The 16,983-nt window shown below is 71.1% G+C and carries 17 protein-coding genes; 12 read left to right on the plus strand and 5 right to left on the minus strand.

Annotated elements, in window-relative coordinates; all coding sequences use genetic code 11:
• Positions 1-117: 117 nt before the first annotated feature.
• Entirely contained in the window at positions 118-1,611 is a 1,494-nt protein-coding gene (locus tag AC1Z4A_RS15680) for a glycosyltransferase family 87 protein (RefSeq protein ID WP_483679444.1), read from the plus strand.
• A gap of 35 nt (positions 1,612-1,646) precedes the next feature.
• Here the strand turns inward: AC1Z4A_RS15680 and AC1Z4A_RS15685 are convergent, their stop codons facing one another.
• From AC1Z4A_RS15685 to AC1Z4A_RS15695, 3 genes are all read right to left on the minus strand, one after another.
• On the minus strand, positions 1,647-2,678 hold the full coding sequence (locus AC1Z4A_RS15685; protein WP_483679446.1) for an alanine racemase: 1,032 nt from the start codon (positions 2,676-2,678) through the stop codon (positions 1,647-1,649).
• A gap of 45 nt (positions 2,679-2,723) precedes the next feature.
• Positions 2,724-3,842, minus strand: a complete 1,119-nt coding sequence (locus tag AC1Z4A_RS15690) for a lipid II:glycine glycyltransferase FemX (RefSeq protein WP_483679447.1) — start codon at positions 3,840-3,842, stop codon at positions 2,724-2,726.
• 101 nt (positions 3,843-3,943) lie between these two features.
• A complete protein-coding gene (locus AC1Z4A_RS15695) occupies positions 3,944-4,273 on the minus strand; it encodes a hypothetical protein (RefSeq protein WP_483679448.1) in 330 nt (109 codons plus the stop codon).
• Between the two features lie 276 nt (positions 4,274-4,549).
• Between AC1Z4A_RS15695 and rpsF the strand changes: the two genes are divergently transcribed.
• The 4 genes from rpsF to rplI all read left to right on the plus strand — a co-directional run bounded on the left by rpsF (position 4,550) and on the right by rplI (position 6,278).
• A complete protein-coding gene (gene rpsF, locus AC1Z4A_RS15700; RefSeq protein WP_004950685.1) occupies positions 4,550-4,840 on the plus strand; it encodes a 30S ribosomal protein S6 in 291 nt (96 codons plus the stop codon).
• A gap of 82 nt (positions 4,841-4,922) precedes the next feature.
• Positions 4,923-5,501, plus strand: coding sequence for a single-stranded DNA-binding protein (locus AC1Z4A_RS15705; RefSeq protein ID WP_483679455.1), 579 nt, complete (start codon positions 4,923-4,925; stop codon positions 5,499-5,501).
• A gap of 75 nt (positions 5,502-5,576) precedes the next feature.
• A complete protein-coding gene (gene rpsR, locus AC1Z4A_RS15710) occupies positions 5,577-5,813 on the plus strand; it encodes a 30S ribosomal protein S18 (protein ID WP_004950692.1) in 237 nt (78 codons plus the stop codon).
• Between the two features lie 18 nt (positions 5,814-5,831).
• On the plus strand, positions 5,832-6,278 hold the full coding sequence (gene rplI / locus AC1Z4A_RS15715; RefSeq protein WP_483679457.1) for a 50S ribosomal protein L9: 447 nt from the start codon (positions 5,832-5,834) through the stop codon (positions 6,276-6,278).
• A gap of 105 nt (positions 6,279-6,383) precedes the next feature.
• On the opposite strand, the gene AC1Z4A_RS15720 is transcribed toward rplI, so the two are convergent.
• Positions 6,384-7,748, minus strand: a complete 1,365-nt coding sequence (locus AC1Z4A_RS15720) for an MATE family efflux transporter (RefSeq protein WP_483683607.1) — start codon at positions 7,746-7,748, stop codon at positions 6,384-6,386.
• A 493-nt stretch (positions 7,749-8,241) separates the two neighbouring features.
• Between AC1Z4A_RS15720 and dnaB the strand changes: the two genes are divergently transcribed.
• The 7 genes from dnaB (at position 8,242) to AC1Z4A_RS15755 (ending at position 16,448) form a co-directional block, all read left to right on the plus strand.
• Positions 8,242-9,717 (plus strand): replicative DNA helicase, encoded by a 1,476-nt coding sequence (gene dnaB, locus AC1Z4A_RS15725; RefSeq protein WP_483679458.1) that lies wholly within the window; start codon positions 8,242-8,244, stop codon positions 9,715-9,717.
• A 64-nt stretch (positions 9,718-9,781) separates the two neighbouring features.
• Positions 9,782-11,197, plus strand: a complete 1,416-nt coding sequence (locus AC1Z4A_RS15730; RefSeq protein WP_483679460.1) for a serine hydrolase domain-containing protein — start codon at positions 9,782-9,784, stop codon at positions 11,195-11,197.
• An 89-nt stretch (positions 11,198-11,286) separates the two neighbouring features.
• On the plus strand, positions 11,287-12,414 hold the full coding sequence (locus tag AC1Z4A_RS15735; protein WP_483679461.1) for a pyridoxal-phosphate-dependent aminotransferase family protein: 1,128 nt from the start codon (positions 11,287-11,289) through the stop codon (positions 12,412-12,414).
• A gap of 217 nt (positions 12,415-12,631) precedes the next feature.
• Positions 12,632-13,441, plus strand: coding sequence for a TetR/AcrR family transcriptional regulator (locus AC1Z4A_RS15740; protein ID WP_483679463.1), 810 nt, complete (start codon positions 12,632-12,634; stop codon positions 13,439-13,441).
• A complete protein-coding gene (locus AC1Z4A_RS15745) occupies positions 13,438-14,070 on the plus strand; it encodes an HAD family hydrolase (protein WP_483679465.1) in 633 nt (210 codons plus the stop codon). The genes AC1Z4A_RS15740 and AC1Z4A_RS15745 overlap by 4 nt, the downstream gene beginning before the upstream one ends.
• A gap of 186 nt (positions 14,071-14,256) precedes the next feature.
• Positions 14,257-15,738, plus strand: coding sequence for a globin domain-containing protein (locus AC1Z4A_RS15750; protein ID WP_483679467.1), 1,482 nt, complete (start codon positions 14,257-14,259; stop codon positions 15,736-15,738).
• Between the two features lie 23 nt (positions 15,739-15,761).
• Positions 15,762-16,448, plus strand: a complete 687-nt coding sequence (locus tag AC1Z4A_RS15755) for a pyridoxamine 5'-phosphate oxidase family protein (protein ID WP_483679469.1) — start codon at positions 15,762-15,764, stop codon at positions 16,446-16,448.
• 4 nt (positions 16,449-16,452) lie between these two features.
• On the opposite strand, the gene AC1Z4A_RS15760 is transcribed toward AC1Z4A_RS15755, so the two are convergent.
• Positions 16,453-16,950 carry an NUDIX hydrolase gene (locus AC1Z4A_RS15760; RefSeq protein WP_483679471.1) on the minus strand — a complete coding sequence of 166 codons (498 nt, stop codon included), beginning with the start codon at positions 16,948-16,950 and terminating at the stop codon, positions 16,453-16,455.
• Positions 16,951-16,983 lie beyond the last annotated feature (33 nt).

Below are 16,983 nucleotides of genomic sequence, written 5' to 3' on the forward strand. Positions count from 1 at the left end.
CCGGCACAGGTCGTCTGAGCACGGCTTTTCGAGGGCCGTCCCGCATCCGCGCGGGGCGGCCCTCGTCGTTGTCCACAGGCTCCGGCGGGCTCGCGGCACGTACGGCAGGATGTGGGCATGAGGAGCGTGCGGGACGACCAGCTTGTACGGCCCACCCTCGAGGACGGGGTGGCGGCCGCCGGCAGCGAGCTCATCGGCGGGCCGGTGGGGCGGCGTGCGCTGCTCGGGGTGAGCTGGTGGACGCCGGTGCGCGTGGTCGCGCTGGTGGCCATCGGGATGTTCGCGCTCGGGATGGTGCAGAAGCTCCCGTGCTACGACCACGGCTGGTTCTTCGGCGCCACCACGCAGTACACGCACGCCTGCTACTCCGACATCCCGCACCTGTACAGCGGGCGGGGCTTCGACCAGGGCCTCCTCCCCTACTTCGACAAGATCCCGCAGTCCGTCTCGGGCGGCATGGACTACCTCGAGTACCCGGTCCTGACCGGCCTGTTCATGGAGATCGCCGCGCTGCTCACACCGGGCGGCGGCACGCTCCAGCACCGTGAGCAGGCGTACTGGTTCGTCAACGCCGGGATGCTGCTGGTCTGCACGGCGGTGATCGCCGTGTGCGTCGCCCGTACGCACCGGCGCCGGCCGTGGGATGCACTGCTGGTGGCCCTCGCCCCGGCCTTCGCGCTCACCGCCACCATCAACTGGGACCTCTTCGCCGTCGCCCTGACCGCCGCCGCGATGCTGATGTGGACGCGGGGGCGGGCGGTCCCGGCGGGCGTGCTGATCGGCCTGGCCGCCGCGGCCAAGCTCTATCCCGCTCTGCTCCTGGGGCCGCTGTTCGTGCTGTGCCTGCGAGCCGGGCGCCTGCGGGCCTTCCTGGCCGCGGCGGGCGGCGCCGTGGGGGCGTGGCTGGTGGTGAACCTGCCGGTGATGTTCACGCACGACGCCACCGGCTTCCACATCCGCGAGGGCTGGGCGAAGTTCTACAACTTCAGCAAGGACCGGCCGGTCGACTTCGGGTCGGTCTGGCTCTTCATCTCACAGCGCACGGGCAACCCGCTGGACGACGCCAACACCTATGCGACGCTGCTGATGGTCCTCGGCTGTCTGGGCATAGGAGCCCTCGGGCTGTGCGCCCCCAGGCGGCCGCGCTTCGCGCAGCTGGCCTTCCTGGTGGTGGCCCTGTTCATCCTCGTGAACAAGGTCTATTCGCCGCAGTACGTGCTGTGGCTCGTCCCGCTCGCGGCGCTGGCCCGTCCGAAGTGGCGCGACTTCCTGGTCTGGCAGACCTGCGAGGTCCTGTACTTCCTGGGCATCTGGTTCTACCTGGCCTACACGGGAAGCGGCGACAAGCACCAGGGGCTGCCGCCCGAGGGGTACCAACTGGCCATCGTCGTCCACCTGCTGGGGACGCTGTACCTGTGCGCGCTGGTCGTGCGGGACATCCTGCTGCCCGAGCGGGACGTCGTGCGCCGGGACGGCTCGGACGACCCCTCCGGGGGTGTTCTGGACGGGGCGCCGGACATATTCGTCCTCGGTGCCGCCCGCCGGGAGCGGCAGGCGGCGCCTTCGGAGGGCATGCGCGTCCAGTGGGGCACGGGGAACCGCACCGTGTAGTCACGGTTCCCCGCCCCGGTTCGAACGGGGGTTGATCAGTGGTCGACGATGCGGTCGAACTGCGTGGTGGTGTGCCGCAGATGGGCCACCAGCTCGTCGCCGACCTGAGGGGCGGGGGCGTCCGACGGCACGAACAGGATCGAGACCTGCATGTGCGGGGGCTCCGCGAACCAGCGCTGCTTGCCCGCCCAGACGAACGGCGAGAGGTTGCGGTTCATCGTGGCCAGACCGGCCCGGGCGACGCCCTTGGCGCGCGGCATCATGCCGTGCAGCGCCTTCGGCGCCTCCAGTCCGACGCCGTGCGAGGTGCCGCCGGCCACCACGACCAAGTAGCCGTCGCCGGCGGCCTTCTGCTGTCGGTAGCCGAAGCGGTCGCCCTTGGAGACGGGCGTGACGTCCAGGACCGCGCCGCGGTACTGAGTCGCGTCGTGGTCGCCGAGCCACAGCCGCGTACCGATGCGGGCGCGGAAGCGGGTCTGCGGGAACTGATGCTGCAGCTGGGCCAGTTCATCGGCCTTGAGGTGGCTGACGAACATCGTGTGCAGTGGCAGACGGGCGTTGCGCAGCCGCTCCATCCAGGCGGCGACCTCGTCGACGCCGCTGATGCCGTCCGTGTGGTCGAGCGGGAGGTGTATGGCGAAGCCCTCCAGGCGCACGTCCTCGATGGCGGCATGCAGCTTGGGGAGGTCCTCCTCGCTGATGCCGTGCCGCTTCATGCTGCTCATGACCTCGACGACGACGCGGGCGCCCACCAGGCCGCGCACGCCCTCCACCGAGGAGACGGACCGGATGGCCCGGTCCGGCAGCGGTACGGGCTCCTCGCCCAGCCGGAAGGGCGTCAGCACCAGCAGGTCGCCGCTGAAGAAGTCCTTGATCCGGGCCGCTTCGTAGGTGGTGCCGACGGCGAGGATGTCCGCGCCCATGCGCGTGACCTCTTCGGCCAGGCGCTCATGGCCGAAGCCGTAGCCGTTGCCCTTGCAGACGGGGATGATCCCCGGAAACTGCTGGATGACGGACTGCTGGTGTGCCCGCCAGCGCGCGGTGTCGACATAGAGCGTGAGCGCCATGGCCGGTCCCGGAACCTTTCCCTGAGTGTGGATGAAGCTGTTGGATCAGCGCCTGGACATGTACATGTCCAGGGCCTTGTGCAGCAGCTTGTTGAGCGGGAAGTCCCACTCGCCGAGGTATTCGGCCGCCTGGCCGCCCGTGCCGACCTTGAACTGGATCAGGCCGAACAGGTGGTCGCTCTCCTCCAGCGAGTCGCCGATGCCGCGCAGGTCGTAGACGCTGGCGCCCAGGGCGTAGGCGTCGCGCAGCATCCGCCACTGCATGGCGTTGGACGGCCGGACCTCGCGCTTGTGGTTGGCGGAGGCGCCGTAGGAGTACCAGACGTGCCCGCCGACGATCAGCATCGTCGCGGCGGCGACGGCCTCGCCCTCGTGCACGGCGAAGTACAGCCGCATGCGGTTGGGGTCCTCGGAGTTGAGGGCCGTCCACATGCGCTGGAAGTAGCTCAGCGGGCGCGGGCGGAACTTGTCGCGCTCGGCGGTGATCTCGTAGAGGTGCTGCCAGGTGGCCAGGTCCTCGTAACCGCCCTGGACGACCTCGACGCCGGCCTTCTCGGCCTTCTTGATGTTGCGCCGCCACAGCTGGTTGAAGCCCTTGTGGACGTCCTCCAGGGAACGGTTCTCCAGCGGCACCTGGAAGACGTAGCGCGGCTGGACGTCGCCGAAGCCCGCACCGCCGTCCTCGCCCTGCTGCCAGCCCATGCGGCGCAGCTGGTCGGCGACCTCGAAGGCGCGCGGCTCGATGAAGGTGGCCTCGACGTCACGCAGGCGCTTGGCGTCGGGGTCGGCGATGCCCTTCTTGATCGCGTCGGCGTCCCAGCGGCGGATGACCACCGGCGGGCCCATCTTCACGGAGAAGGCGCCCTGCTGCTTGAGGTGGGCCAGCATGGGCTCCAGCCAGTCGCGCAGGTTCGGGGCGTACCAGTTGATGACCGGGCCCTCGGGCAGGTAGGCCAGGTAGCGCTTGATCTTGGGGAGCTGGCGGTAGAGCACCAGGCCCGCGCCGACCAGCTGGCCCGTCTTGTCGAACCAGCCCAGGCTCTCCGAGCGCCACTCGGCCTTCACGTCGGCCCATCCCGGCACCTGCATGTGACTGGCCGCGGGCAGGCTCTGGATGTATGCCAGATGCTGCTCTCGGCTGATTGTCCTCAGGGTCAGGCTCATGCGGGGCGCTCCTCGGCAGGTGTGTCCCCATGGTCGGGGCTCCGGCTCTCGCGCCGAAGCCTACTGCGACAGGGGAGCGCCCCGTTTGGGCGTACGGCCCGTTATCCGATCACACCTCCGAAGAGCCCGCCGTGCGCCATGCCCAGGAAGAAGCCGATCGCCGAGGCTCCGAGCCCGATGATCAGCAGGAAGCGTTCTCCCGTGGTGGCCGAGATGAACTGGCCCCAGGCCCCGCTGAGGACGCCCACCAGGCCGCTCCACGAGCTGAGCAGGTGGAGGTTGGAGAAGGCCGAGGAGACGAATGCGAGCGCACCGAGCACGACCGTCACGGCGACGAAAGTGTTCTCGACGGGGTGGGGCTTCCCGTCGCTGTTCAGCACTCCGCTGATCAGAGCCCTGAGCCCGTGCGGTTGCCGTGCTGCCTGTGTCATGGGGGCACCTCCTGAAGGCACGCGGCGCGTTATGGCGCCGGTCACACCCGTTGCGTCCACTGTGCGGGGGCGGGCCGCCCGATTTCAACCGCACATCGAAGAGCGGGTACTCTGTACGGTCTGCACCGGTGTCTGCCCAGACCCAGCTTCGGTCCCAGGGGCAACCCAGGGACTCTCCGCTGATTGTCAGTGTCGGCCGATACCGTTGTTCACGCATCACGACCCTCCTGCCACGGATCGACCGTGGCCGCTGAGTCCAAAGGAGGTGGGTTCCACATGCGTCACTACGAGGTGATGGTCATCCTCGACCCCGATCTCGAGGAGCGCGCTGTCTCCCCGCTGATCGAGAACTTCCTCTCCGTCGTCCGTGAGGGCAACGGAAAGGTCGAGAAGGTCGACACCTGGGGCCGTCGTCGTCTCGCTTACGAGATCAAGAAGAAGCCCGAGGGCATCTACTCGGTCATCGACCTGCAGGCCGAGCCTGCGGTCGTCAAGGAGCTCGACCGCCAGATGAACCTGAACGAGTCGGTCCTCCGGACCAAGGTCCTCCGTCCCGAGACCCACTGAATCCCAGCGGTTCAGAGGTAATCGGGCTGCAACTCCACGAGTAGCAAGCAGCCAGCAGTAACACCCGCCGAGAGGTTCATCCATGGCAGGCGAGACCGTCATCACGGTCGTCGGCAATCTTGTCGACGACCCCGAGCTGCGCTTCACCCCGTCCGGTGCGGCGGTCGCGAAGTTCCGCGTCGCGTCCACTCCCCGCACCTTCGACCGCCAGACCAACGAGTGGAAGGACGGCGAGAGCCTCTTCCTCACGTGCTCGGTGTGGCGGCAGGCGGCGGAGAACGTCGCCGAGTCGCTCCAGCGCGGCATGCGCGTCATCGTGCAGGGCCGTCTGAAGCAGCGGTCCTACGAGGACCGCGAGGGCGTCAAGCGCACGGTCTACGAGCTCGACGTCGAAGAGGTCGGCGCCAGCCTGAAGAACGCCACGGCGAAGGTCACCAAGACCGCGGGTCGCGGTGGCCAGGGTGGCTATGGCGGCGGCAACGGTGGCCAGGGTGGTGGCTGGGGCTCCGGTCCCGGCGGCCAGCAGGGCGGCGGGGCTCCCGCCGACGACCCCTGGGCGACCGGTGCTCCGTCCGGCAACCAGCCGGGCGGCGGCGGAGGCGGCTGGGGCGGCGGCTCCGGCAACTCCGGCGGCGGCTACTCCGACGAGCCGCCCTTCTAGGCCCTCGCGGGCCCGGGTCTGCGAAGACCCGAGGGCGACAGCACACAAACTTCTTGATTCACAGGAGATAAGACAATGGCGAAGCCCCCGCCGCGCAAGCCCAAGAAGAAGGTCTGCGCATTCTGCAAGGACAAGACCGCTTACGTGGACTACAAGGACACGAACATGCTGCGGAAGTTCATTTCCGACCGCGGCAAGATCCGTGCCCGTCGCGTGACCGGCAACTGCACCCAGCACCAGCGTGATGTCGCCACGGCCGTGAAGAACAGCCGTGAGATGGCGCTGCTGCCCTACACCTCGTCCGCGCGATAAGGGAAGGGTGACCGAATAATGAAGATCATCCTCACCCACGAGGTCTCCGGCCTCGGCATCGCCGGCGACGTCGTGGACGTCAAGGACGGCTACGCCCGCAACTACCTGGTCCCGCGCGGTTTCGCGATCCGCTGGACCAAGGGTGGCGAGCAGGACGTCGCTCAGATCCGCCGCGCTCGCAAGATCCGCGAGATCGCGACGATCGAGCAGGCCAACGAGGTCAAGGGCCAGCTCGAGGGCGTCAAGGTCCGCCTTGCCGTCCGCGCCGGCGAGGCCGGCCGCCTGTTCGGCTCCGTGACCCAGGCCGACGTCGCCTCCGCGATCAAGTCGTCCGGTGGTCCCGAGGTCGACAAGCGCCGCGTCGAGCTGGGTTCGCCCATCAAGACCCTGGGCGCGCACCAGGTGTCCGTGCGTCTGCACGCCGACGTCGTTGCCAAGCTCGGCATCGAGGTCGTCGCCGCGTAATCGCTGCGCTCGGCAAAGCCCAGAGAGGGCCGCACTCCTTCGGGGGTGCGGCCCTCTCGCCGTTTCCGGCACCGGGGCCGTCAGGGCCTCCTGCAGGCCGGGGCGTCAGGAACGCACCGCTCCGGTGACGATCCAGCGACCGGAGCGCGTCCGCAGCCACAGGGTCACCATCCGGACCGCCATCATCAGCGTCATCGCCCACCACAGCGCCGTCAGCCCGCCGCCCAGGCTCGGCACGAGCAGCGCGACGGGTGCGAAGACGGCCAGGACCAGCAGCATCGCCCAGGCGAGGTACGGGCCGTCCCCGGCGCCCATGAGCACCCCGTCCAGCACGAAGACGACCCCCGCGACGGGCTGCCCCAGGGCCACCACCAGCAGGGCGGGCAGCAGCGCGTCGCGCACCGAGCCGTCGGCGGTGAACAGGGGAATGAACAGCGGCCTCGCGGCCACCACCAGCGCCCCCAGCACCACGCCCGACGCGATGCCCCACTGCACCATGCGGCGGCACACCGCCCGGGCCCCGTCGGAGTCCCCGGCACCCAGGTAGCGGCCTATGATCGCCTGCCCGGCGATGGCTATCGCGTCCAGCGCGAAGGCCAGCAGGCTCCACAGGGTCAGGACGATCTGGTGCGCGGCGATCTCCGTGTCGCCGAGCCGGGCCGCGACCGCGGTGGCGATCATCAGCACCGCCCGCAGCGAGAGCGTGCGTACCAGCAGCGGCACGCCCGCCTGGGCGCAGGCCCGGATGCCGGCGGCGTCGGGCCGCAGGGTGGCGCCGTGCCGGCGCGCCCCCCGGACGACGACGGCGAGGTAGACGGCGGCCATGGCCCACTGGGCTAGCACGGTGCCCCAGGCCGACCCGGCGATGCCCAGCCCGGCGCCGTAGACAAGGGCGGCGTTGAGCGCGCCGTTGGCGGTGAAGCCGCCGACGGCCACGTACAGCGGGGTCCTGGTGTCCTGGAGACCGCGCAGCACGCCGGTGGCGGCGAGCACGACGAGCATGGCGGGTATGCCCAGGGCGCTGACGCGCAGGTACGTGGTGGCGTACGGTGCCGCGGTGGAGGAGGCGCCGAACAGGTCGACGAGCGCGGGTGCGGTGGGCAGCACGGTGGCGGTCACGGCCGCCCCGAGTATCAGCGCCAGCCAGATGCCGTCCATGCCCTGCCTGATGGCGGCCTGGAGGTCCCCCGCGCCGACCCTGCGGGCGACGGCGGCGGTGGTGGCGTACGCCAGGAAGACGAACACGCTGACGGCGGTCGTGAGGAGGGCCGCGGCGATGCCCAGCCCGGCGAGCTGGGGGGTGCCGAGGTGGCCCACGACGGCGCTGTCGGCCATCACGAAGAGGGGCTCGGCGACGAGGGCGCCGAAGGCGGGCACGGCGAGCGCGATGATCTCGCGGTCGTGCTGCCGGGCGCTGTTCGGCGCGCTGTGCGGCGCGCGTTGTGAGGCGTGCGCGGGGGCCTGGGTCACCGTGCCCGTCCAATCTTCCACAGGTAATCAGTGCTTCCAGCTTAAGCCCCTTACCCGGTGGCGTTGTGTGTGATCTTCTCTGTGCCGTTTGTCGCGATCTCCGCCCGGCCTGGAAAGTTTTTCTCCTCAACAGCCGGTGGACGACAAACGTGCAGGTCAGGGCAGTGTGCTCGGGGTGATTGTGTGTTTGTCCACAGCGCTTTCCCCCGTGTCGTGCACAGGATCCGGGGGGTTCTCCACAGACTGGGGCCGCTCGTCCACACCCCCTGTGGATAACCAGATTGGCTGACGGTGCCCGCGGGCCTACCGTGGACCGGCGCCCGCCGCCTGTTTTCCGTCGCGTTCCCGTCCCCGCGGACCCCGAGAGATCGACCCGCACCCGCCGCGAACCCGACGTACGAGGACCGGAGCCGGGCGGCCTATTTGTCAGAGCCGTGCCGTAAGAAAGAGGGCACGGCGAGGTCCGCGTCGCGGACGGGAGGAGGTGGCCCGGGTGAGCGTTCCCGAGCCCATGGACGACCCCTGGGCCGACGCCGGCCCGGGCGACCGGCTCCCCTTCTCCCGTGCCCGCCGCGGCGACGGCAGGGGCCGGGGCGAGCAGCACGACCGCGAGGGCGACGAGGGCGGCTCCTGGGACCGCGGCGGCTTCGAGCGCGTCCCGCCGCAGGACCTCGACGCCGAGCAGTCCGTCCTCGGCGGCATGCTGCTGTCGAAGGACGCCATCGCCGACGTCGTGGAGGTCCTCAAGGGCCAGGACTTCTACCGCCCGGCGCACGAGACGATCTACCAGGCCATCCTCGACCTCTACGCCAAGGGCGAGCCCGCCGACCCCATCACGGTCGCGGCCGAGCTGACCAAGCGCGGTGAGATCACCCGCGTCGGCGGTGCGGCCTATCTGCACACCCTGGTCCAGTCGGTCCCCACCGCCGCCAACGCCGAGTACTACGCCGAGATCGTCCACGAGCGCGCGGTGCTCCGCCGCCTCGTCGAGGCCGGCACGCGCATCACGCAGATGGGATACGCGGCCGACGGCGACGTCGACGACATCGTCAACAAGGCCCAGGCCGAGGTCTACGCCGTCACCGAGCAGCGGACCAGCGAGGACTACCTCCCGCTCGGCGACATCATGGAAGGCGCCCTCGACGAGATCGAGGCCATCGGCTCGCGCAGCGGCGAGATGACGGGCGTCCCGACCGGCTTCACCGACCTCGACGCGCTGACGAACGGCCTCCACCCGGGCCAGATGATCGTCATCGCGGCCCGTCCCGCGATGGGAAAGAGCACGCTGGCCCTGGACTTCGCGCGGGCCTGCTCGATCAAGCACAACATGCCGAGCGTGATCTTCTCCCTCGAAATGGGGCGCAACGAGATCGCGATGCGCCTGCTGTCCGCCGAGGCGCGCGTGGCCCTGCACCACATGCGGTCCGGCTCCATGACCGACGACGACTGGACGCGGCTGGCGCGCCGGATGCCCGACGTCTCGCAGGCCCCGCTGTACATCGACGACTCGCCGAACCTGTCGATGATGGAGATCCGCGCCAAGTGCCGCCGGCTGAAGCAGCGCAGCGACCTCAAGCTGGTCATCATCGACTACCTCCAGCTGATGCAGTCCGGTGGCTCCAAGCGGGCCGAGAGCCGCCAGCAGGAGGTCTCGGACATGTCCCGTAACCTCAAGCTGCTGGCCAAGGAGCTGGAGCTGCCGGTCATCGCGCTGTCCCAGCTGAACCGTGGCCCCGAGCAGCGCACGGACAAGAAGCCGATGGTCTCCGACCTGCGTGAGTCGGGCTCCATCGAGCAGGACGCCGACATGGTCATCCTGCTCCACCGCGAGGACGCGTACGAGAAGGAGTCGCCCCGCGCGGGCGAGGCGGACATCATCGTCGGCAAGCACCGTAACGGCCCCACGGCCACGATCACGGTGGCCTTCCAGGGCCACTACTCACGCTTCGTGGACATGGCGCAGACCTGACGGACCGCTGCGGCGGCCCCGATAAAGGAGTGCCGGTGGCCACGACCGTGGCTACGGTACGGCCATGACCCCTCCGTACGAAGCCGCGACGGCGGCCGGAACGTCCGCCGAAGCCCCGCAGTTCGCCGAACTGCTGCCCAGCACCCGACGCGCCCTGCTGCACCGGCTCGCCACCGGCCAGGTGGAGGGGCGCACGCCCTCCCTGGCGGGGGCGGTGATGCGGGACGGCCGCATGGTGTGGTCCGCCGGGTGGGGTGAGGTGGGCGGCGCCGCGCCCGGCGCCGACACGCAGTACCGGATCGGGTCGATCACCAAGACCTTCGTCGCCGTCCTGGTCATGCGGCTGCGCGACGAAGGGCTGATCGACCTGGACGAGCCGCTCGGCAAGCACCTGGACACGCCCGAGGGCGGCGGGGCGACCATCGCCCAGCTCCTCTCGCACACGTCCGGGCTGGCGGCGGAGGCGCGCGGCCCGTGGTGGGAGCGCACGGAAGGGTCCCTGCGCCCCGAACTCCCCGACATCTTCGGCGAGAACCCTCAGATCCACGCCCCGGGGCGCGTCCACCACTACTCCAACCCCGGCTTCGCGCTCCTCGGCGCGCTCGTCGAGCGCGTGCGCGGGGAGGGCTGGTACGACGTGCTGCGGCGTGAGGTGCTGGAGCCGCTCGGCATGAACCGCACGACGCTCGCGCCCGCGGCACCGCATGCGCAGGGCTGGGCTGTGCACCCGTGGGCGGACGTGCTCCTTCCGGAGCCCGCGGTGGACACCGGGCGGATGGCGCCGGCCGGACAGCTGTGGTCGACGCCCGCCGATCTCTGCCGTTTCGCGGCGTTCCTGATGAACGGTGACGACCGGGTGCTCAAGGCGGGCACGGTGGCGGAGATGCGGGCCCCGCAGACCGAGCCCAAGGCTTCGGACTGGTCGGAGGGCTACGGCCTCGGGATGCAGCTGGCCCGCCGGGGCGGCCGGTTCTTCTGCGGGCACACCGGATCCATGCCGGGCTTCGGGGGGACGCTGTGGATCAGTCCGGCGGACGGGGTCGGGGCCGTGGTGCTCGGCAACCTCACGTCCCTCGCCACGGTGGGTGCGGTGGCGGCCGACCTCGTGACGACGGTCGCGCAGTACGAGCCCAGGATCCCGGAGCCGTGGCGTCCGCTCGAGGGCGCCGATCCGGCGCTGCTGGAGCTGACCGGGCCCTGGTACTGGGGCGCGGCCCCGTTCGCCCTGCGGCTGGGCGCCGACAGGGGGCTGGACCTGTCGCCGCTCGGCGGGCGGGGACGCGCGGCACGCTTCCGTGCGGAGGCGGACGGCACCTGGACCGGGCTCGACGACTACTACGCGGGGGAGACCCTCAAGGTCGTGCGGAACGGGGACGGGACGGTGAGCCACCTGGACATCGGCACGTTCGTCCTGACCCGTGAGCCGTACGAGCGCGGGGACGCCGTGCCGGGCGGGGTCGACACGGGCGGCTGGCGTTAGTCGGATGGTCGGTCTGTGCCGGGGGCAGACGTAGAGTCGACGGGAGATCGGCGGCGCCGGACTCCGGCGCGACACACCTGGAAGGCACCGTGACTGCGAACACCGCACCGGACCTGCTCGACCTCGCGCCCCTCGGCGCGGGTCACTTCGCCCGCATCGAGGACAAGGTCGCGGCGCTGATGCGCACCCGCGAGACCGTCGTCGCGATGCAGGGGGAGGCGCTCCTGCCCCTGGAAGCCTGCATCCGCTCGGCCGTGCGGCCCGGCAGCACGGCGCTCAACATCATCACCGGGCCGTACGGCGAGACCTTCGGCGGCTGGCTGCGGTCCTGCGGGGCGGAAGTGGTCACGGTGACCGCGCCGTTCAGCGGCGCGGTCACCCCGGAGCAGGTCGCCGAGGCGCTGCGTGCGAACCCGGCGATCGACTTCGTCAGCCTGGTCCACGCCGAGGCCGCCACCGGCAACACCAACCCCGTGGCCGCGATCGGCGAGGTCGTCCGTGCGCACGGTGCCCTGCTGATGCTGGACGCGGTCGCGTCCGTCGGCGCCGAACCGCTGCTCACCGACGAGTGGGGCGTCGACCTGTGCGTCATCGGCGGCCAGAAGGCGATGGCGGGTCCGGCGGGCGTGTCGGCCGTCTCGGTCAGCGCCCGCGCCTGGGAGCGGATCGCCGCCAACGAGCAGGCGCCCCGCCGCTCGTACCTGTCCCTGCTGGACTGGAAGGAGCGCTGGATCGACGCCGGCCGCGCCGTCCTGCCGCACGCTCCGGCGCAGCTGGAGATGCTGGCCCTGGAGCAGGCCGCGGACCGGATCGAGCGGGACGGCCTGGACAACGTCATCGCCCGGCACCGTGCCGCCGCGGCGGCCATGCGCGCGGGCGCCCGGGCATTGGGCGGAGTAGCCCCGTACGTCGTCCGTGACCAGGACGCCGCGCCCGTGGCCACCACGCTGCGGGCGCCGGACGGCACGGATGCGCGGGACGTCGTGGCGGCGGCCCTGGCTGCCGATGCCTCCGTGCCCGTACAGGCGGCGGGCGGGTCGCTCGCCAAGGAGATGATCCGGGTCAATCACTACGGGCTCGACGCGGACCGCGAGGTCGTACTGGCCACGGTGGAGGCGCTCGGAGAGGGCCTGCGCGCCCTGGGTGTGCCGCTCCTGGCGCCGGACGGGGCCGTTCCGGCCGCGGGCGAGGCGTGGGACGCCGTGCTGACCGGCTGAACCGCCGGAGAGGGCGGTCACTTCGGGCCGTCATCGGTGCTTTTGGCGCCGATGACGGCCTTTTTGTTTCCTTCAAGTGCTTTTGGCGCCTTCTCTTACTGGTTTATGGAATTGGGAAGTTTTTACCGGTATGGCGGCGCGGCCCCTCGCTCACGTGCGCGGATAGAATCGGAACTCATACTCCGTTTCCCGATCCGGCTCCCGGAGGCGTCCACGCATGGCCCAGTCCAGGCAACCGTCGGTGCCCAGGCAGGCGTCCTCCGCGCTCCGTGCCGATGCGCGGCGCAATCGCGTACTGGTGATGCAGGCGGCCCGATCCGCCTTCGAGGAAGTCGGGTTGGCGGTTCCGCTGGGGGAGATCGCACGCCGGGCGGGCGTCGGCCCGGGCACGGTGTACCGCCATTTCCCGTCCAAGGAAGCCCTGTTCAGGGCGACGGTCGCGGACCGGGTGCAGCTCTTCACGGATACGGCACGGGAGTTGGCGACCACGGAGAAGCCGGGAGAGGTGTTCTTCCGCTTCCTGGCGGCGGTGGTGCGGCTGTCCGTGCGGAACAAGGGGCTGTGCGATGCACTGGAGGGCAGTTTCGAGCCCTCTCCCGGCGTCGAGGAGGACTTCCGGGCGGCCCTGCGCGTGCTGCTCGAGCGGGCCCAACAGGCCGACGCGGTAAGGAAGGACGTCACCATCGACGACGTGATGGCCCTGCTCCTCGGGTGCCTGTCGATGGAGCAGCGACGCGCCCCCGGAGTGGCTCCGGGGCGGATGACGGCGCTTGCGTGCGACAGCCTCCGGCCGGGGCGGCGCGTGACGAAACTGCCCCGGAATCCGGTCGTGAGGCGTAACGAAACCGCCTGCGCCGTGTGCGGCGGGCCGGTCGCCGCCGCGCGTACGGGGCGGCCCGCCCGGTACTGCGGCGGGGCCTGCCGGCAGAAGGCGCACCGGGAGCGGGCACGGTCCCGTGGCGCGGCCGGGTCCACCGTGGTGGCCGATGCCGGTTCGGAGGAGGGCGCCTACGCTCGGTCCTCATGAGCAGACTGCACTTGTTCGACCTCGACGGGACGCTGATCCACGGCTCGGCCGCCGCTGTCGAGATATCCCGCCAGATGGGGCTGGAGCCCGAGATCGGCGAGCTGGAGCGGGCCTTCGCGGCCGGGGGGCTGACGCCCCCGCGCTTCGCCGAACTGGCGATGGAGCTGTGGGGGGAGCTGACCGAGGCACAGGTGACGGCAGCCTTCGAGGGCGCCCCCTGGCTGGCCGGCATCCGGGACGTCTGGGCGGAGATCCGGGCGAGGGGCGAGCGGTGCGCCGTGATCTCGCTGTCCCCGTCCTTCTTCGTGGAACGCCTGCTGGACTGGGGCGCCGACGCGGCCCACGGCTCGCGCTGGCCTTCGGTGCCGTTCCGGGATCCGGTGGACCCGGCGGGGATCCTGGACGCCTCGGCGAAGGTGCGGATCGCGGACGAACTCTGTGCCCGGTTCGGGCTGACCCGGGCCGACTGCGTGGCCTACGGCGACTCGATGTCGGACGCCCGGCTGTTCGCCGTCGTCCCGGTGTCGGTCGCGGTGAACGCAGACCACCACGTGCGGGACATCGCCTCGCACGCATACAACGGCCGCGATCTGCGCGAGGCGTACGAACTGGTCGGCAGTCAGGTGTAGTCGGCCGATCGCCGGCTTGTTCCTCGTACGCCGGTCCGGGGTGTGCCGAGTCGGCCAGGATAGCTGCAACTCGCCTCTCTTCACCGGGACTTCGCACAAATTCACCGAGGCGCGCACAGACGGTGGAATGCTGCGCGTCCGGGAACCCCGGGAACCGCGACTCACCATCAGAGCGGCGAGGCAACGATGAACGCTCCGACCACCCCGTCGGCCGACGGAGGTACGTCCGGCAAAGAGGCCGACTGGGTGTGGTTCGCCCCGTCGGAGGGAGCCGCACGCCCCGACCGGCCCGCGCCCCCCGGGGCGGAACCGTCCCCCCGGCCGTCCCCGGGGCACCGCTGGCGGCCTCTGGCGTACGAACGGCACCGGGGACGCCACGAGGCCGGGGAGCCCGAGCACCGGCGCCCGGCCGAGCCGTCGACGGAAACGGAAGCGGCCACCGCCCGGCCGCAAGCCGGTGCCTTACCCGTGGAGGCGGCCCCCGCCACGGCCGCCTCCGCCCCCTCCTCCGGCGCCCCCTCCCCCGACGCCGTCCTGATCCGCCGCACCCTGGGCGAGATCGAGCCGATCGCCGACAAGGCCACCTCGTACTTCTACGCGCTGCTCTTCCTGCGGAACCCGGAGCTGCGCGCCCTCTTCCCCCCGGCCATGGACACCCAGCGCGACCGGCTCTTCAAGGCCCTGCTGACCGCCGCCCGGCACGCCGACGACCCCGCCGTGCTCACCGAGTACCTCTCCCGGCTGGGCCGCGGCCACCGCAAGTACGGCACCGAGCCCGCGCATTACCCGGCCGTCGGCGAGTGCCTGATCGATGCCCTCTCCCGCTACGCCACGGACTCGTGGAACGAGGAGACGCAGGCCGCGTGGGTGCGGGTGTACTCCGCGATCTCCCAGATCATGATCGACGCCGCCGCCCAGGACGCGCAGACGTCCCCCGCCTGGTGGCACGCCGAGGTCGTCTCCCACGAGCAGCGCACCCCCGACGTCGCCGTCGTGACGGTGCGGCCCGACCGGCCCTACCCCTTCGTCGCCGGGCAGTACACGAGCGTGGAGACCCCCTGGTGGCCCCGCATATGGCGCAACTACTCCTTCTCCTGCGCGCCCCGCGCGGACGGGCTGCTGTCCTTCCACGTCAAGGCCGTGCCCGCGGGCTGGGTGTCCCGGTCCCTCGTCCACCGCGCCCGTCCCGGCGACGTGATCCGGCTCGGCCCGCCCGCCGGTTCCCTGACCGTCGACCACACCACCGAGGACGGCATGCTGTGCCTCGGCGGCGGCACCGGCATCGCGCCCATCGAGGCGCTGATCGAGGACGTCGCCCGGCACGGCCGCAGCCGCCCCGTCGAGGTCTTCTACGGCGCCCGTCACCATGACGACCTCTACGACATCGACACCCTGCTGCGGCTCCAGAAGTCGCATTCCTGGCTGGAGGTCCGCCCGGTCGTCTCCGACGGGCCGACCCTCGGGCTCGGCGGCCGCCTTCCCGAGGTCGTCCGCCGCCACGGGCCCTGGCACGCCTGCGACGCCTACCTCTCCGGGCCGCCCGGAATGATCCGCAGCGGGGTGGACGTGCTGGTCGGCACCGGCATGCCGGCCCACCGCATCAGGCACGACCCGATCGACGAACTGCCTGCACCGGCTGCGCAGGACGAGCCGGCCGGACGGAGCTGACGGAACCCGAGCAGGGAGGTTCGATGACGACGGTGGAGCACGGCGACCCGGCGGCGGAACACACCACCGGGTACTGGCGACCGGGGCAGCCCGGCAGCGACGGGGAGCACCTCCTCCAGCAGCGGCTCGGCACGGACGCTCGCGCGCAGAGGTTCTACGACGAGCAGGTGCTCTCCCATGTCAACGCCCGCATGCGGGAGTTCGTGGCCCGCCAGGAGATGTTCTTCCTGGCCACCGCCGACCGGCACGGCGCGTGCGACAGCACCTTCCGGGCCGGTCCGCCCGGCTTCCTGCGCGTGCTGGACGACCGCACGCTCGCCTACCCGGAGTACCGCGGCAACGGCGTCCTCGCCAGCCTGGGCAACATCGAGGAGAACCCGCACGTCGGCATCCTGCTGATCGACTTCTGCGGGGACCGCATCGGCCTGCACATCAACGGCCGGGCCCGGCTCGTCGACGACACGGTCCTGCGGGCGGTCCACCCCGGCCTGCCCCGGGAAGAGGTCCCGGGCCGCCGGGCCGTGGTGTGGGTGGAGGTCACCGTCGAGGAGGCGTACATCCACTGCGCCAAGCACATTCCGCATCTGCGCAAGGTCTCCCGCGGCCGGGACGAGGACGGCCGCGCCTGGGGAACGGACGACACCGGACGCAAGGGTGGCGACTTCTTCGGCGCCGCGGCGGGCCACCGCGGACGTGCGCCCGTGCAATGACCCCTCAGCCCAGATCGGCCGCCAGCAGCGCCCGGACGCCCTCGATGTTCGCGCCGAGGTAGTCCCGCAAGGAGGGCGGGACCACGGTCACCGAGGCGATGCCCGCTCTGGTGAAGGGGATGCGCACCACTTCGTACGTCCCCACCGGATCGTCCACCTCCGGGCCGTGGCGCCGCGAGAGGTCCATGGACGCCAGCCGGCAGACGAAGAAGTGCTGGACCTTCACGCCGTGCGCGGCGTGGTGCAGGGAGTGCGAGACGGTGTCGACGAAGGCGGGCACCACGTCGACGACCTTCGCGCCCAGTTCCTCGTCGACCTCGCGGTGGAGCGCCGCGACGACGGTCGAGTCCTCGGGCTCGACCCCGCCGCCGGGGGTGATCCAGTACGGGTCCTCGCCGGGCTTGGTGCGCTTGATGAGGATCATCTCGAGGGGGCCGGCCCCGGACTCGCCGTCGAGCAGGATGGCGCGGGCGGTGCGTTTGACCACTGGCCGTTCGGTCATACGGGACATCTGCCGCGCGAGTACCTCGGTGAA

The organism is Streptomyces sp. 17_S59 (assembly GCF_056930295.1).

Coding starts and splice junctions, on each gene's coding strand:
- AC1Z4A_RS15680 (WP_483679444.1), top strand. CDS start 118: ATGAGGAGCGTGCGGGACGACCAGCTTGTACGGCCCACCCTCGAGGAC.
- AC1Z4A_RS15685 (WP_483679446.1), bottom strand. CDS start 2,678: ATGGCGCTCACGCTCTATGTCGACACCGCGCGCTGGCGGGCACACCAG.
- AC1Z4A_RS15690 (WP_483679447.1), bottom strand. CDS start 3,842: ATGAGCCTGACCCTGAGGACAATCAGCCGAGAGCAGCATCTGGCATAC.
- AC1Z4A_RS15695 (WP_483679448.1), bottom strand. CDS start 4,273: ATGACACAGGCAGCACGGCAACCGCACGGGCTCAGGGCTCTGATCAGC.
- rpsF (WP_004950685.1), top strand. CDS start 4,550: ATGCGTCACTACGAGGTGATGGTCATCCTCGACCCCGATCTCGAGGAG.
- AC1Z4A_RS15705 (WP_483679455.1), top strand. CDS start 4,923: ATGGCAGGCGAGACCGTCATCACGGTCGTCGGCAATCTTGTCGACGAC.
- rpsR (WP_004950692.1), top strand. CDS start 5,577: ATGGCGAAGCCCCCGCCGCGCAAGCCCAAGAAGAAGGTCTGCGCATTC.
- rplI (WP_483679457.1), top strand. CDS start 5,832: ATGAAGATCATCCTCACCCACGAGGTCTCCGGCCTCGGCATCGCCGGC.
- AC1Z4A_RS15730 (WP_483679460.1), top strand. CDS start 9,782: ATGACCCCTCCGTACGAAGCCGCGACGGCGGCCGGAACGTCCGCCGAA.
- AC1Z4A_RS15740 (WP_483679463.1), top strand. CDS start 12,632: ATGGCCCAGTCCAGGCAACCGTCGGTGCCCAGGCAGGCGTCCTCCGCG.
- AC1Z4A_RS15745 (WP_483679465.1), top strand. CDS start 13,438: ATGAGCAGACTGCACTTGTTCGACCTCGACGGGACGCTGATCCACGGC.
- AC1Z4A_RS15750 (WP_483679467.1), top strand. CDS start 14,257: ATGAACGCTCCGACCACCCCGTCGGCCGACGGAGGTACGTCCGGCAAA.
- AC1Z4A_RS15755 (WP_483679469.1), top strand. CDS start 15,762: ATGACGACGGTGGAGCACGGCGACCCGGCGGCGGAACACACCACCGGG.
- AC1Z4A_RS15760 (WP_483679471.1), bottom strand. CDS start 16,950: ATGACCGAACGGCCAGTGGTCAAACGCACCGCCCGCGCCATCCTGCTC.